Genomic DNA, 15,209 nt, shown 5'->3' on the forward strand with positions numbered 1-15,209 from the left:
GCCGCCGACCCGGCGCGAAAGTGTCACTTTCGCGCCGGGTCGGCGCAATTCCCCGGGCCAGTTTGAGCCGGGTCGGCGTCAGTCAGGAGTCACTGTCGGCCGGGTCGATCGGGTCGGCAAAGTCCTCGGGGTCGGCGGTCCGAGCGGGGCCGTCGGCGAGGATGCCGTAGAGGCTGCGGCGGGCCTCGACGAGTACGTCGACCGCGGACCGGCGCTGGGCGTCGGAGCCGGCGGTGACGATCTGCCAGACCGCGCTCATGACCTGGCCGATCTCGGCCTTGAGGTCGGCGTGACCCTGGTCGGCGGGGCCGGCCTGGGCCTTCTCGCGGGTGCGGTCGAAGGGCACCCAGACGGCGGCGAGCTCGTCGGCGTGCTCCTCGCACCAGGCGGCGCCGGCGGCGGTGAGCCGCATGGCCCGGCGGCCGCGGGCCTCGTCGATCTCGACGAGGTCCTCGTCCTGGAGCTGCTGGACGGTCGGGTACACCGAGCCGGGGCTCGGCTTCCACTCCCCACCGCTGCGGTCGGTGATCGCCTGGATCACCTGGTAGCCGTTCGGCGACTCCTCGCGCTGGTTGGCGTCGCGGAGCACGTCGAGGATGGCCGAGCGTACGTCGCCGCGGCGGACCCGCGGCCCACGGCCCGGCTCGGGGCGACCCATGCCGAACAGGCCGGCGAGCCACGGCGGCGGCAGGCCCGGCCCGCCGGGGCCGAAGCCGCCCGGGCCACCGTGGCGGCCCCGGCCGCGGCCGGGCTCGCCCCACTCCCAGCCGGCCCAGGCGCCCCACGGCCCCGGGCCACCGCCGCGGTTGCGGCGCTGGGAGCCGCGGAGCTCGGAACGACCCCAGGGGTCGCGGTCGTCGTTCTGACGGAAGTTCTCGTGGTGGTGTCCCATGGCGGGACCTCCTTCGGTTGCGGGGGCCTGGTGGGCCCCGATCGGTTCGAGATATCGCGAGAACAGGTCGTGTTCGTATCGCGATATATCGCAACCGTACGCGATAGAAGGTCGCGACGCAAGCGGGCGAGCCTCAGCGAGCCAGCCAGGCGGCGTACGACGCGAAGGAGGACGGCCGGTCGAGGAAGTCCGCGACCAGGTCGGCGGCGTCGCCCGAGCCGCCCGGGACGAGCACCCGGTCCCGGTAGCGCTGCGCGACCTCGGGGCGGAACAGGTCCGACCCGTCGAAGGCGCTGAACATGTCCTTCGCGATCACCAGCGACCACATGTAGGTGTAGTAGCCCGAGCTGTAGCCGCCGAGGTGGCCGAAGCTGGCGAACATGTGAGTGCCGGGGAGGTACGGCAGGGCGGCGTACCGCGCCTGCAGCTGGAGCATCCGGTCGGTGAGGGCGGGGGCGTCGTCGCCGTGGACCCGGTCGGCGTGGAACCAGTACGACATCGCGGCGTAGAACATCTGGGTGCGGGCGTAGATGCCCTTGCCGTAGTCGTCGGCGGCGCGCATCGCGGCGACGAGCTCGGCGGGGATCGGCTCGCCGGCCGCGTCGGTGGCGAAGGTGCGCAGCACGTCGGCGTGCCAGGCCCACTCCTCGAGCATCTGGCTCGGCGCCTCGACGAAGTCCCACTCGGTGGCGACGCCGGCGTAGCGGTACCAGTCGCCGTGGCCGGCGAGGACGTGGTGCAGCAGGTGACCGAACTCGTGGAAGAGCGTGACGACGTGGTCGTGCTCCATCAGGCCGCGAGAGAAGTTGCAGACCAGGACGCCCTCAGGCAGCTGCTCGCCCGCGACGCCGGCCGCGAGGGTGAACTGCGCGGCATGCTTGTACTTGCCCTCGCGCGGGTGCAGGTCGAGGTAGATCCTCCCGATCCGGGTCTCGAGGCTCGTCGCCGGCGCTCCTCGCACTTCAACCACCGGCTCCGTGCGGAAGACGTCGTACGCCGTGACCTCCTCGTGCCACACGGGTACGTCGACCTGCTCGTAGCGCAGCCCGAACAGCCGCCCGGTGACCTCCAGCAGCCCGGCGCGCACCTTGGCGAAGTCGAGGTAGGTGCGCACCCGCTGGGAGTCGACGTCGTACTGCTCGGCGCGGACCAGCTCGGCGTAGTGGTTGTAGTCGTAGCCGGGGACCTCGGCCGCGTCGGGGAAGTCGCGGCGGTAGCGCTCGAGCAGCTGGGCGAGGTCGCGGCGCATCGGCTCCTCGGCGGCCTCGACGATCCGCTCGATGAACGCCGGGATGGCGGGCCCCTCGCCGATCATCTTCCCGTCGGCGTCGTACGACGGCCAGTCGGCGTACCCGACCGTCGTGGCGAGCTCGTGGCGCAACGTGAACAGCTCGGTCAGCAGCGGCTCGGTGGTGGGCCAGCCGCGGTCGAGGAACGCGACGGTGACCTCGCGGCGCACGTCCTGGTCGCGAGCGAACATCCGCACCGGCACCGAGTCGGGGTAGTCGGTCGTCACGGTGACCATGCCCTCGGCGTCGACCGGGTGGGCGGCCAGCCAGTCGTCGGGCATCCCGGCGAGCCGCTCGGGCGTGACCCGAACCGTGCGGACGTCGTCGCGGATCACCCGGCTGAACTCCTGGTCGAGCTCGGTGATCCGCTCGCGCACCTCCGCGATCCGGGCCCGGGTGGCCTCGTCCTTGTCGACGCCCGAGCGGCGGAAGTCGTCGCGCACCTTGGTCAGCAGCCGGGCGGCGAGCGGGTCGTGGGCCACTGCGCTGTCGTCGATCGCCGCGAAGACGTCGTACAGCGCGCGGTCCAGGCCCCAGGCGGTGCCGATCCGCTGCGCCTCCTGCTCGGCGGCGTCGGCGAGGTCGCGGACCTCGTCGGACGGATGCACGTTGCCGAACAGCGAGCCCGCGGCGGCGGCGTTGCCGAGGTGGCCGGCGGCGCGGTCCCACTGGCGCAGTGTGGCGACCGGGTCCGCCGGGGGGTCGGCACGCAGCGCGTCGACCAGCTCTGTCGCCCGGGCCAGCTCGGACTCGGTGCGGGCCCGGAACCAGTCGGGCCAGTCGGCGACGGACGTGGGCAGCGCGAGCGGGTCGAGCGTCATGCGGTCAGCCTGCCAGTTGCTCCCGCTTCCGGAGTAGGAAGGCGCGCTCGGCCTGGTTGTCGCACGCGGCCAGGGCGGCGTCGTACTGCGCCCGGGACTCGGCGCTGCGTCCCAGCCGGCGCAGCAGCTCGGCGCGGGTGGCGTGCCAGGCGTGGTAGCCGTCGAGGGGCAGCCGCTCGACGATCGCGAGCGCGACCTCGGGGCCGTCGAGCTCGGCGACGGCGACGGCCCGGTTGAGCGCGACGACCGGCGACGGGTCGAGCCGGGCCAGCTGGTCGTAGAGCGCGGCCACCTGCGTCCAGTCGGTCGCGGCGGCGCTCGGGGCGTCGGTGTGGACGGCGTTGACCGCGGCCAGGATCTGGTAGCGGCCGGGACGGTTGGCGGCGAGGCAGACGCGGACCAGGTCGTGGCCCTCGGCGATGAGCGCGCGATCCCAGCCGCCCCGGTCCTGCTCCTCGAGCGGGACCAGCTCGCCGCCCCGCACCCGCGCCGTACGACGCGCCTCGGTGAGCAGCAGCATCGCCACCAGGCCGGTGGCCTCGAGGTCGGCGGGCAGCAGCTGGTGGAGGATCCGGGCCAGCCGGATCGCCTCGCCGGTGAGCTCCTCGCGGATCGGGTCACCGTCGCCGGAGGAGAGATAGCCCTCGTTGAAGATCAGCAGGAGGACGGCGAGCACCGCGCCGACCCGCGCCGGCAGGTCCTCGGCCTCGGGCACCCGGTAGGGGATGTTCGCGCCCTTGATCTTGGCCTTCGCGCGGGTGATCCGCTGCGCCATCGTCGTCTCCTGGACCAGGAAGGCGCTGGCGATCTCGGCGACCGTGAGCCCGCCGAGCAGGCGCAGGGTCAGTGCGATCCTGGCCTCCGGCGCGAGCGCCGGGTGGCAGCAGGTGAAGATCAGCCGGAGCCGGTCGTCCTCGATGACGCCGGTCGGCTCGTGGGGGGTGTCGTCCTCGATCATGACGGCGGCCTGGTGCTTGCCGTCGCGGAGCTTCTCACGGCGCAGGCGGTCGATGGCCCGGTTGCCGGCGGTCGTGGTGAGCCACGCGCCGGGGTTGGGCGGCACGCCGTCCCTCGGCCACTTCTCGAGGGCGGTGACGAGCGCCTCCCCGGCCGCGTCCTCGGCGAGGTCGATGTCGCCGAAGCGGCGGACCAGGGAGGCGATCAGCCGTCCGTACTCGTCGCGGAAGATCCGTTCGACGGCCTCGCGGGCGTCCTGGCTCATTCGGCCTGGAAGGGGCGGACCTCGACCTGGCCCTGGCAGGCCTTCGAGCCCGCGGCGGCGTACCTCATCGCGGTGTCGCGGTCGGGTACGTCGATGATCCAGAAGCCGCCGATGTGCTCCTTGGTCTCCAGGTAGGGACCGTCGGTGACGACCGGCGCGTCGCCGGTGCCGTCGACGACCGACGCGGACGCGGCCGTCTCGAGGCCGCCCGCGAACACCCAGACGCCGTCGGCCTGGAGCTGCTGGTTGAACCGGTCGGTGGCCGCGAACATCTCCTGCATCTGCTCGGGGGTGATCTCGGCGTAGCCTTCCTCGTTGCCGTGGACGGCCAGCAGGTACTGCGTCATGGGAGTCTCCTGATCTCGGGGGGTGAGGCGCGGGTGCGATGACCGCCTCTTTGCCTCTCCACGAACGGGGCGTTCTCGATACGACAGCCTCGCAACCTTTCCCCTCGCGGACCAGGCCCTGCTCAGGCGAGCCGCTCGGTGAGGTGGACCGTGGGGGGTGGGGCCGATTCATCGCCGGGGCGAGCGCTCCGTAGCCTTCTCCAGTGAGTATTCGCGGGATGCTGGCCGACACCCGGCCGCTGCAGAACCCGCACTTCCGGCGGCTGTGGTCGGCCAACATCATCACCGTCGTCGGTGCGCAGCTCACGGTCGTGGCGGTACCGGCCCAGATCTACGCGGACACCGGCTCGTCGGCGTACGTCGGCCTGACCGGTGTGTTCGGCCTGGTCCCGCTGGTCGTGTTCGGGCTGTGGGGCGGCGCGCTCGCCGACCACTTCGACCGCCGCACGATGCTGCTCGTCACCACGTGCGGGCTGATCGGGACCGCCGCGCTGTTCTGGGTGCAGGCGGCGCTCGGGATGAACAACGTGTGGGTGCTGCTCAGCCTGTTCTCGGTCCAGCAGGCGTTCTTCGCGGTCAACCAGCCGACCCGGTCGGCGGTGCTGCCGCGGCTGCTCGACGACGAGGTGCTGCCCGCCGCCAACTCGCTCAACATGACGGTGATGCAGGCCGGCGCGATCGGCGGACCGCTGATCGCCGGCATCCTGATCCCGTTCACCGGCTTCGCCTGGCTCTACGCCGGCGACGCGGTCTCGCTGCTCGCCACCTTGTGGGCGGTGGTCCGGCTGCCCTCCCTGCCCATCGAGGGGATCAGCACCGGGACGCCCGGGCTGCGCTCGGTGTTCGAGGGAATCGCCTACCTGCGCGGCCAGCCGGTGCTGATGATGTCCTTCGTCGTCGACATCATCGCGATGGTCTTCGGCATGCCGCGGGCGCTGTTCCCCGAGATCGCGCACGAGAGCTTCCTCGGCCCCGACGAGGGCGGCCTCGCCTTCGCGCTGCTGTTCGCCGGCATCCCGGCCGGCGCCGTACTCGGCGGGGTGTTCTCCGGCTGGGTCTCGCGGGTCTCGGCCCAGGGCCGCGCCGTGATCTGGTGCATCGTGGTCTGGGGCCTGGCCATGGTCGGCTTCGGCCTCGCCGTCCTCGGCGCCGACTCCCTGCCCGGGTCGGTCCACGCCTGGCTGGTGGTCGCCGTCCTCATGCTCGTCGTCGGCGGCGCCGCCGACATGGCCTCGGCCGCCTTCCGCACCTCCATGCTGCAGTCCGCCGCCGCCGACGAGGTCCGGGGCCGGCTGCAGGGCATCTTCATCGTCGTGGTCGCCGGCGGGCCGCGGATCGCCGACGTCGCCCACGGCGCCAGCGCCGCCATGGTCGGTACGGCGGCCGCGGCCGCCGGCGGGGGCATGCTGGTCGTCGTGCTGGTGGTCGTCGCCGCGCTCGCCGTACCGTCGTTCGTGAGGTACCGGGTGACAAGCTCCGCGTGAGACGCGGGTGAGATCGGCTGTTCTCCGGTATTCGTCGGGGGTGGGGACTACCTTCCCGCCATGTCCCAGGAGTCGAGGCACGACCGCTACACCGACGGGGCGTGGTCCGTCTGGGGCAAGTCGTCCGATTTCGGCGGCACCGACTCCATGCCGCTCGTTCAGCACCTCGAGGACTCCGCCGACGTCGCGGCGCTGGTCTGGCGGTGGCTCCCGAGCCACACGCGCAGCCTGGTCGAGGCCGCGTTGCCCCCCAGCGCCAACGACGGGCGACGACTGCTCCAGTGGCTCGCCGGGGTCCACGACATCGGCAAGTGCTCACCTCCGTTCGCCGCCAAGGTGCCCGCGCTGGCCGACCGGATGCACGAGCACGGCCTCGTGCTGCCCCGGGACTCGACGGAGTTCTCGAAGGCACCCCACGGCCTGGTCGGTCACCACATCCTCGAACGGTGGCTGCGCGAGCGACACGGGTTCGGTCTCCGGCCGGCCCGTTCGCAAGCCATCGTGATCGGCGGCCACCACGGCGTACCGCCGACCAGCAGCCAGCTGGGCTGGTTGCGAGAGCGCCCGCATCTGATCGGCACGGGCAGATGGACCGAGGTTCAGGACGAGATCCTGGACGCCACAGCCCGTCGGTTGGATCTGGACGACCTGCTCGCCGTCTGGGCGGAAAACGTCCTACCGGCGCCGGTGGAGGCGCTGTTGACAGGGGCGGTCATCGTCTCGGACTGGCTGGCCTCCAACACCGATCTCTTCCCCCTCGGCGAGTGCGCCGGGCAGGAGGCGCGGGCTGACCGTGCCTGGCACGAGCTCGACCTGCCGGCTCCCTGGCAGGCGACCCTGCCGGACGACGCCTGCGGCTCACTCTTGGCCGACCGGTTCCCCCGATTGGCCGCCTTCGCACCACGGCCGGTCCAGGCGATGACGCTGAGCGCCGCGACAGCCGCCGAGGAGCCACGGCTGATCATTGTCGAGGCAGCGATGGGGGCCGGCAAGACCGAGGCAGCACTGCTGGCCGCCGAGGTCCTGGCTGCGAAGTTCGGCTGCGGGGGCGTCTACGTCGCGCTGCCCACCATGGCGACCTCCGACGCCATGTTCGGCCGAGTGCTGGACTGGATCTCCCGGCTCGACCAGCCCGGCGCCACCAGCACCCACCTCGCCCACGGCAAAGCCAACCTCAATGAGGACTACCGGTTCTTGGTAGAGCAACAGCGGATGAGTCCGGTGTACGGCGACGTCCGCCCCCAGGAAAGCGAGGCCCAGGTGCGCTCCTGGCTCTCGGGCAGGAAGAAGGGGGTCCTGGCCAACATGGTGGTCGGCACCATCGACCAACTCCTGTTCACCGCCCTGCAGGCCAAGCATCTCGCGCTGCGCCACCTCGCCTTTGCCGGCAAGGTCGTCATCATCGACGAGGCGCATGCCGCCGATGACTACATGAGCCCCACCCCATGCCCCACATGGACCGCGACGGCACGTCTGCCCCGCGCCAGCGGGGATGAGCCTCCGCTGCCCGGCTCGCAGCCCGGCTCACGGAGGTCTGCCCCGCGCCAGCGGGGATGAGCCCCACATTGTTCTGCAATCCGCCGTCATTGTCACGTCTGCCCCGCGCCAGCGGGGATGAGCCCGCCACGGAGCCCGGCGAGACCTCCATTCGAAAGTCTGCCCCGCGCCAGCGGGGATGAGCCCATGTCGCTCGGGGTGCCGTCCTTCGACCGGGTGGTCTGCCCCGCGCCAGCGGGGATGAGCCCGACGGCACCGGCTACTCTCCGGCCCGGATCCGGTCTGCCCCGCGCCAGCGGGGATGAGCCCATCGCTGGCCGTCGTGGTCACCGTCGTATCAAGTCTGCCCCGCGCCAGCGGGGATGAGCCCCCCGACCCCAACCATGTCCGGGCGAAGAAATCGTCTGCCCCGCGCCAGCGGGGATGAGCCCGGCGAGCGATTCATGGCGAACGTCGATCGGCAGTCTGCCCCGCGCCAGCGGGGATGAGCCCCGCCGTACGTTGCAGCGAGGTCGGCGGCGCGGGTCTGCCCCGCGCCAGCGGGGATGAGCCCTTCGTGACCGCGGCCCCGGCGGCGAGCAGACCGTCTGCCCCGCGCCAGCGGGGATGAGCCCATCCATCCGCCGTCCTGTGCCGCCCATGCCTTGTCTGCCCCGCGCCAGCGGGGATGAGCCCGCGACCGGCGCCGTCTACCACGTCCCCGCCTGGTCTGCCCCGCGCCAGCGGGGATGAGCCCGGAGGTCGCTCGTGGTCAACTTGGTAGCGCCGGTCTGCCCCGCGCCAGCGGGGATGAGCCCTCGTCCGCCAGCGCCTCCACGCCCGCCCGCAGGTCTGCCCCGCGCCAGCGGGGATGAGCCCCGTCGAGAGAGCGGGGTCCACTTGCTGCCCCAGTCTGCCCCGCGCCAGCGGGGATGAGCCCGGAGGTCGCTCGTGGTCAACTTGGTAGCGCCGGTCTGCCCCGCGCCAGCGGGGATGAGCCCTCGTCCGCCAGCGCCTCCACGCCCGCCCGCAGGTCTGCCCCGCGCCAGCGGGGATGAGCCCCCGAGCAGTCCATCGGCCTTGTCTTCGGCGCTGTCTGCCCCGCGCCAGCGGGGATGAGCCGTACCCGCACGGGGTCGCGAAGAACGCCCGGTCGTCTGCCCCGCGCCAGCGGGGATGAGCCCACTGGGTCGACGAACCTGCGCGCCTTCCTCAGGTCTGCCCCGCGCCAGCGGGGATGAGCCCGGCTCCCAGTCCGGCGTACTGCCGACCGTGGTGTCTGCCCCGCGCCAGCGGGGATGAGCCCCGCTCCATCCGCGCCCACCGGGTCGCCGCTAGGTCTGCCCCGCGCCAGCGGGGATGAGCCCTCCAGCCGCCCCAACACCGGGTCGGCGTCGGTGTCTGCCCCGCGCCAGCGGGGATGAGCCCACGGCAGCGAGGTGGGCGATCACCGCGACTGGGTCTGCCCCGCGCCAGCGGGGATGAGCCCGGGAGGTCGATCACGGCCGCGCAGGCGCGCTCGTCTGCCCCGCGCCAGCGGGGATGAGCCCAGCGGTCGACGCGCTCGTGCCGAGATCCGCCAGTCTGCCCCGCGCCAGCGGGGATGAGCCCGCCGTACGGCACCGCGAGGCCCTCAATCCAGGGTCTGCCCCGCGCCAGCGGGGATGAGCCGTCGGCCGACAGGTCGCTGTAGTCGTCCTCGTCGTCTGCCCCGCGCCAGCGGGGATGAGCCCCTCCCGCCCCACGCCCACGTCCAGGCGCTCGGGTCTGCCCCGCGCCAGCGGGGAAGAGCCCGGTCGGCCGCTCGATCTCTCGTCGCGTAGGACGTCTGCCCCGCGCCAGCGGGGATGAGCCCAATCTGACTCAGATGAGGCGGGCCGACGTGGTGTCTGCCCCGCGCCAGCGGGGATCCCTCTCCGCCAGGCTGCTCGTGAGTCAGTTCATGAGCAGAAGGAGTTCGGCCGGTGTCGATCAGCGCGGGATATACCGCGGAGCAGATCCGCGAGTTTGTGCACCAGTACACGGTGCAGCCGTACGGCCGTAAGGCTGAGTGGCTGGCCGCCCAAGGGGTGTCCTATGACCGGCTGCGCAGGTGGCGACTGGCCGTCTTCGACGGCGATCTCGACCGCGGGCTGGTCCCGCGAGACAGTGGTCTGGTGGTGAAGAAGATCCCGCCTGGCCAGCGTGCTGCGTTGGAGCGGCATCATGCGAAGGAGCGTGTCGAGCACCAGGCCGAGGTCGAGCGGCTCAACGCGCGGATCCGTGAGCTAGAGGAAACCAACGGCGCGCTGGGAAAAGCTATCGGGCTCTTGCACTCGATGAGCGAGCAAGAGCCCGTCGCGCCCCCGACGACGAGCGATCCCTCCGATTCCTGAACGCCGAGAAGGCCCTGGTCACCGAGCTGACCAAGGCGACCGGATCACAGCGGCAAGCGCTGGCACTGACGGGCCTGTCACGCTCGACGTGGCACTACCGACGCCATCCACGTGCCCGCGTGGCCGTCCCGGTCCCGCACGCCGATCGGGCCTACCCATCGAGGATTAGCGCGCAGGACCGTGAGGATGTCACCGCGCGGATCGCGACCGGATGGGCAGAGGGAGTCTCGGTCGACCACGCGTTCGCGACGGCGTGGGACGAGGGAGTGATGCTTGCCTCGCGTCGAACTTGGTGGCGGATCGCAGCCCAGATCCCGGACCAGTCCGCGCGGCCCGTCGCGCCGAGCAGGCGACAGTCGAAGACGCCCCGGGTGGCACCAGTGCTGGAAGCCACCGGCCCCGGTCAGGTGTGGTCGTGGGACATCACCGACCTGCGCACCCCATGGCGAGGGGTCGCGTTCAAGGCCTACTCGATCATCGACATCTACTCCCGCAAGCTCGTCGGCTACCGGGTTGAGGACCGCGAGGCCGACCACCTGGCCGTGGAGATGTTCACCGATGCCTTCACCGCTCATGGTCTGCCTGGTGTCGTGCATGCCGATTCCGGGCCGGCGATGCGCTCGACCCTGCTGGGCGATCTACTCGGCCCGCTCGGCGTGATCCAGACGCACAACCGTCCGCGGGTCTCCAACGACAACCCGTTCTCGGAGTCGGAGTTCCGCACGATGAAGTACCGCCCGAACTACCCGGGTACCTTCGCCACGCTCGACGAAGCCCGGGCCCACATGGATACCTACGTCCCCTGGTACAACGCGAACCACAAGCACTCCGGCATCGCGCTGTTCTCTCCCGACGAGGTCCACGACGGCACCTGGCGCGACCGCTGGGCCCAACGAGCGCGTGTCCAGCAGGCCTACTACGACACCCACCCCGAACGCTTCCACAAGCCGCCCCGCACGCCCGCGCCGGCCGGCTACGTCGGAATCAACCTCCCCGACGAACGCAAGAAGGAACTCGAACGACTCCAGACAGGTTGACAACGCGCGGATGAGCCCAATCTGACTCAGATGAGGCGGGCCGACGTGGTGTCTGCCCCGCGCCAGCGGGGATGAGCCCAGTGCGTAGAGCTTCTCGATCTCGGTCAGGTCGTCTGCCCCGCGCCAGCGGGGATGAGCCGCGGGTCGCGTCGTTGCCGTACGACGCCCAGAAGTCTGCCCCGCGCCAGCGGGGATGAGCCCTTGTACGACACCTCGTACCGGCGAGCCGTGTCGTCTGCCCCGCGCCAGCGGGGATGAGCCCTTGTACGACACCTCGTACCGGCGAGCCGTGTCGTCTGCCCCGCGCCAGCGGGGATGAGCCCCGCACATCGCCGGAGACCGGAGACCGGAGACCCCACACCGTCTGCCCCGCGCCAGCGGGGATGAGCCCTCGACGCTGCTCGTCCGTCGATCTACGGCGGCGTCTGCCCCGCGCCAGCGGGGATGAGCCCACCACTGCCGGCGTCGGGACCGGCGCCGAGGGGTCTGCCCCGCGCCAGTGGGGATGAGCCCTCCCGCCGCTCTCATTCGGCCTATGACCCAAGGTCTGCCCCGCGCCAGCGGGGATGAGCCCTGCGTGCCCCAGCCGACGAACCCCGACCCCGCGTCTGCCCCGCGCCAGCGGGGATGAGCCCACCGGCAAGCGCAAGCACGCCGAACCCTGGGCGTCTGCCCCGCGCCAGCGGGGATGAGCCCTGGATGTCGCAGGCGTGCATGAACAGCCTGCCATCTGCCCCGCGCCAGCGGGGATGAGCCCCTCCCCGAGTCCGGGCCGGTCCAGTCATGGGCGTCTGCCCCGCGCCAGCGGGGATGAGCCCATGGACATCGTCCTCGTCGGCTCTGACTCGATGTCTGCCCCGCGCCAGCGGGGATGAGCCCAGGACCCGTTCAACTACTTCTTTCTGCAGTCGGTCTGCCCCGCGCCAGCGGGGATGAGCCCGACGGCCTGACCGGAAGCGGCATCACCGAGATGTCTGCCCCGCGCCAGCGGGGATGAGCCCCGTGGTCGGCGACGTCCGCACCACCAGCGGTGGTCTGCCCCGCGCCAGCGGGGATGAGCCCGCGGGGAGGTCGGCGTCGGGGCAGGTGGTCCGGTCTGCCCCGCGCCAGCGGGGATGAGCCCAACTCCCGCATGGTCGCGACTCGCCTCGCGGAGTCCGCCCCCGAGCCAGCGGGGATGAGCCCACGCTCATCGAGGCCGACGAGATCAGGCCGGCGTCCGCCCCGCGCCAGCGGGGATGAGCCCGACCACCCCGTCGTTGACGCCCCCGCCTGCACGTCTGCCCCGCGCCAGCGAGATGAGTTCAGGGTGCAGCTCTTCGCAGGACCGTCGACTGAGTCATCCCCGCGCCAGCGGGAGCGGGGTAAGGCCGTGAGCCAGCGGCAGGGATGGTCAGCCGACCCTGCGAACGTGCGGCAGGATGGGTGACGTGACGGCGGCGCCCCTGCTCGAGTGCGAGTTCCCCCTCGCCGCGGCCCCGATGGCCGGTGGCCCCTCCACCCCGGCCCTGGCCGCCGCGGTCGCGGCGGCAGGCGGGTTCGCCTTCTTGCCGGCGGGCTACCTGTCGGCCGAGGCGTTCGCCGCGGAGCTCGCGGCCGCCCACGCGACAGGGGTGCCGTTCGGGGTCAACCTGTTCGTGCCGCAGACCGGCGCGATCGCACCCGAGGCCTACCGGGCGTACGCCGCGGCGATCCGGCCCGACGCCGAGGCGCTGGGCGTCGACCTGCCCATCGAGCCGCGGCACGACGACGACGCGTGGCGGGAGAAGGTCGACCTGCTGGTGGCCGACCCGGTCCCGGTGGTGTCGCTGACCTTCGGCCTGCCCGACCGGGCCGACATCGCCGCGCTGCGGGCCGTGGGCTCGCGGGTGCTGGCGACCGTGACCACGCCCGGGGAGGCCCGCGCCGCCGAGGCGACCGGTGTCGACGGGCTGGTCGTGCAGGGACCGGCGGCCGGTGGGCACAGCGGCACCTTCGACCCGCGCCGCGCCATCACCGAGGCCGCGACCGCCGACGTCGTTCGCGCGGTGACCGGCGTGACCCGGCTGCCACTGGTGGCCGCCGGCGGAGTCGACGGGCCGGCCGCCGTACGCGACCTGCTGGGAGCCGGGGCCGAGGCGGTCGCCGTCGGCACCCTGCTGCTGCGCGCCGCCGAGGCCGGTACGACGCCCACCCACCGCGCCGCGCTGGCCGACCCGGCGTTCACCGGCACCGTCGTCACCCACGCCTTCACCGGACGACCCGCGCGAGCGCTGGCGAACGACTTCTCGGCACGGCACGGCGCCGAGGCGCCGTACGGCTATCCGGAGCTGCACCACCTCACCCGCGACCTGCGCCGCGCCGCCGCCCGCGCCGGCGACCCGCACCGGCTGCACCTGTGGGCCGGCACCGGCTGGCGCAGCGCGGAGGCCCGGCCCGCCGGCGAGATCGTGCGGGGACTGGGCGCGGAACTGTGACTCCCCGGTAGTGTCGCCCGCGGCAGGGACTCACGGGGAGGAAACGGGGTTGGAACACAGCCGCGAGACGGCCGGTCAGGCCATCGGTCTGCTCGGCGCGGGAGCGCAGGCGCGGGAGATCCAGTCCTTCCTCACGTCGTCCGTCGCGTTCGTCGCCGTGAGCGCGGGGTACGGCGGGGACGGCTCCTGGCAGCAGGTCGACATCGACGCGCCCTCCCCGAACGCCCGCGCCACGCCCGTCGTGGCGGCAGTGGGGCCGCCCGCACTCCGCCGAGCGCTCGTCTCCGCCTGGCCGGGAACCACCTACGCGACCGTCGTCGGTCCGCAGGCCTGGATCGCCTCCGACAGCGACCTCGGCACCGGCACCGTGGTCGCGCCCGGCGCCGTGGTCACCACCGGTGTTCGGCTCGGTGAGCACAACCTGGTCAACGTCGGGGCGACCATCAGCCATGACGTCCGCACGGGCGCCTTCGCCACGATCAGTCCGGGCGCCCGGATCTCCGGCGGCGTCGTCCTCGGCGCCGGCGTCTTCGTCGGGGTCGGCGCGGTGATCTCCCACGGAGTGACGCTGGCCGACGGTGTCGTCGTCGGCGCCGGTGCCGTCGTGGTCGCGGACATCTCCCAGCCGAACGCCGTGGTCGTCGGCGTGCCCGCGCGCGTCGTTCGAGTCCGTGAGGAGTGGCTGGATGTCCTCTGAGTCGCCGATTCCCTTCATCCGACCCGCCTTTCCGGAGCCCGCCGCCGTCGCCGCGGCCTACGAGAAGATCGTCCAGGCCAACTGGTACACGAACTTCGGGCCGGTCGAGCGCCGGCTAAGCGCCGCGCTCGCGGCGCACGTCGGACCGGAGATCACGGCCACGACGGCGGCCAATGCGACGCTCGCCCTCATCGCGGCCCTCGAATGCACGGTCGGTCACGGAGACCGGACCGGCGAGATCCTGGTCCCCTCCTTCACGTTCGTCGCCGCCGCGCAGGCCATCACCTGGTCGGCGCACATCCCCCGCTTCGTCGACATCTCCCCCGAGACCTGGCAACCTGACGTCCAGCACGCCCGGGAGCTCGTCGCAACCTCGGCCCGGCCTCCGCGGGCGATCCTGCTCGCCAATGTGTTCGGTGTCGGCAACCCCGACATCGCCGGCTGGGAGGACCTCGCCGGCGAGCTCGGCATCCCCCTCGTCATCGACTCGGCCGCGGGCTTCGGGTCCTGGTACCCGGATGGCGAGCGACTCGGCTCGCGCGGTACCTGCGAGGTGTTCTCGATGCACGCCACGAAGCCGTTCGGGGTGGGCGAGGGAGCGATCGTCACGACCCGGGACGCTGAGCTGGCCCGGCGGATCGAGCGCTTCGAGAACTTCGGGTTCGACGCCACCCGCGAGAGCGTCGTCCTCGGTCTCAACGCCAAGCTGCCGGAGCTGTCCGCGGCGATCGGGCTGCTCCAGCTCGACGGACTCGACGCGCGGCTCGCCGGTCGTCGTGAGGTCTACGCCCGCTACCGCGACGGCCTCGGAGAGGCGTACTCCTTCCAGGTGAACGCCGACCGGTCGACACTCGGGTTCGCAAGTCTGGCCGCGCCTGACCACGCCGCCAAGCAGGCCGCTCTCGCCCGGCTCGCCGCCGCCGGCATCGATGCCCGCGACTACTACAACCCGCCCGTGCATCGCCAACCGCTCCACCGCACAGGAACCGACCTGCCGCGCTTGCCGGTCACCGATGACCTGTGCTCCCGCGTCGTGTCCGTGCCGATCCACGACGCGATGAGCCCCACCGACATCGAGCGCGTCATCTCCGCGCTGCACGAGAAGGACTGAAG

The 15,209-nt window shown here is 72.3% G+C and carries 10 protein-coding genes, 1 pseudogene and 2 CRISPR repeat arrays; of the genes and pseudogenes, 7 read left to right on the plus strand and 4 right to left on the minus strand.

The genetic code is table 11. From position 1 onward, the window contains the following. Nucleotides 1-82 precede the first annotated feature (82 nt). From ACUP6Y_RS23300 to ACUP6Y_RS23315, 4 genes are all read right to left on the minus strand, one after another. Entirely contained in the window at nt 83-892 is an 810-nt protein-coding gene (locus ACUP6Y_RS23300; protein ID WP_462553373.1) for a PadR family transcriptional regulator, read from the minus strand. Between the two features lie 133 nt (nt 893-1,025). Then, nucleotides 1,026-3,002, minus strand: a complete 1,977-nt coding sequence (locus tag ACUP6Y_RS23305) for a M3 family metallopeptidase (RefSeq protein ID WP_462553375.1) — start codon at nt 3,000-3,002, stop codon at nt 1,026-1,028. 4 nt (nt 3,003-3,006) lie between these two features. Continuing rightward, on the minus strand, nt 3,007-4,224 hold the full coding sequence (locus ACUP6Y_RS23310) for an RNA polymerase sigma factor (RefSeq protein ID WP_462553376.1): 1,218 nt from the start codon (nt 4,222-4,224) through the stop codon (nt 3,007-3,009). Continuing rightward, the gene (locus ACUP6Y_RS23315; protein WP_462553377.1) at nt 4,221-4,571 is read right to left on the minus strand and encodes a YciI family protein; all 351 of its coding nucleotides are present in this window, start codon (nt 4,569-4,571) and stop codon (nt 4,221-4,223) included. The genes ACUP6Y_RS23310 and ACUP6Y_RS23315 overlap by 4 nt, the downstream gene beginning before the upstream one ends. A gap of 203 nt (nt 4,572-4,774) precedes the next feature. On the opposite strand from ACUP6Y_RS23315, the gene ACUP6Y_RS23320 reads away from it, so the two are divergent. The 7 genes and pseudogenes from ACUP6Y_RS23320 to ACUP6Y_RS23350 all read left to right on the plus strand — a co-directional run bounded on the left by ACUP6Y_RS23320 (nt 4,775) and on the right by ACUP6Y_RS23350 (nt 15,207). After that, nucleotides 4,775-6,055 carry an MFS transporter gene (locus tag ACUP6Y_RS23320; protein ID WP_462553378.1) on the plus strand — a complete coding sequence of 427 codons (1,281 nt, stop codon included), beginning with the start codon at nt 4,775-4,777 and terminating at the stop codon, nt 6,053-6,055. Nucleotides 6,056-6,115: 60 nt separating this feature from the next. Next, nucleotides 6,116-7,423: pseudogene (locus tag ACUP6Y_RS23325) on the plus strand (CRISPR-associated endonuclease Cas3''); the annotation flags it as partial. A 103-nt stretch (nt 7,424-7,526) separates the two neighbouring features. After that, a CRISPR array of direct repeats spans nt 7,527-9,447; the repeat unit is 29 nt; unit sequence GTCTGCCCCGCGCCAGCGGGGATGAGCCC. A gap of 48 nt (nt 9,448-9,495) precedes the next feature. Further along, nucleotides 9,496-9,906 carry a hypothetical protein gene (locus ACUP6Y_RS23330; protein ID WP_462551602.1) on the plus strand — a complete coding sequence of 137 codons (411 nt, stop codon included), beginning with the start codon at nt 9,496-9,498 and terminating at the stop codon, nt 9,904-9,906. A 119-nt stretch (nt 9,907-10,025) separates the two neighbouring features. Continuing rightward, nucleotides 10,026-10,943 carry a transposase gene (locus tag ACUP6Y_RS23335; protein ID WP_462551603.1) on the plus strand — a complete coding sequence of 306 codons (918 nt, stop codon included), beginning with the start codon at nt 10,026-10,028 and terminating at the stop codon, nt 10,941-10,943. A 50-nt stretch (nt 10,944-10,993) separates the two neighbouring features. Further along, a CRISPR array of direct repeats spans nt 10,994-12,189; the repeat unit is 29 nt; unit sequence GTCTGCCCCGCGCCAGCGGGGATGAGCCC. A 184-nt stretch (nt 12,190-12,373) separates the two neighbouring features. Further along, a complete protein-coding gene (locus ACUP6Y_RS23340) occupies nt 12,374-13,399 on the plus strand; it encodes an NAD(P)H-dependent flavin oxidoreductase (protein WP_462553379.1) in 1,026 nt (341 codons plus the stop codon). A gap of 49 nt (nt 13,400-13,448) precedes the next feature. Continuing rightward, nucleotides 13,449-14,096: an LbetaH domain-containing protein gene (locus tag ACUP6Y_RS23345; protein ID WP_462553380.1), complete on the plus strand. Its 648-nt coding sequence runs from the start codon at nt 13,449-13,451 to the stop codon at nt 14,094-14,096. Next, nucleotides 14,086-15,207 (plus strand): DegT/DnrJ/EryC1/StrS family aminotransferase, encoded by a 1,122-nt coding sequence (locus tag ACUP6Y_RS23350; protein ID WP_462553381.1) that lies wholly within the window; start codon nt 14,086-14,088, stop codon nt 15,205-15,207. Before ACUP6Y_RS23345 ends, ACUP6Y_RS23350 begins: the two co-directional genes overlap by 11 nt. Nucleotides 15,208-15,209: the final 2 nt, after the last annotated feature.

The sequence above is a fragment of the Nocardioides sp. S5-5 genome (assembly GCF_054954065.1).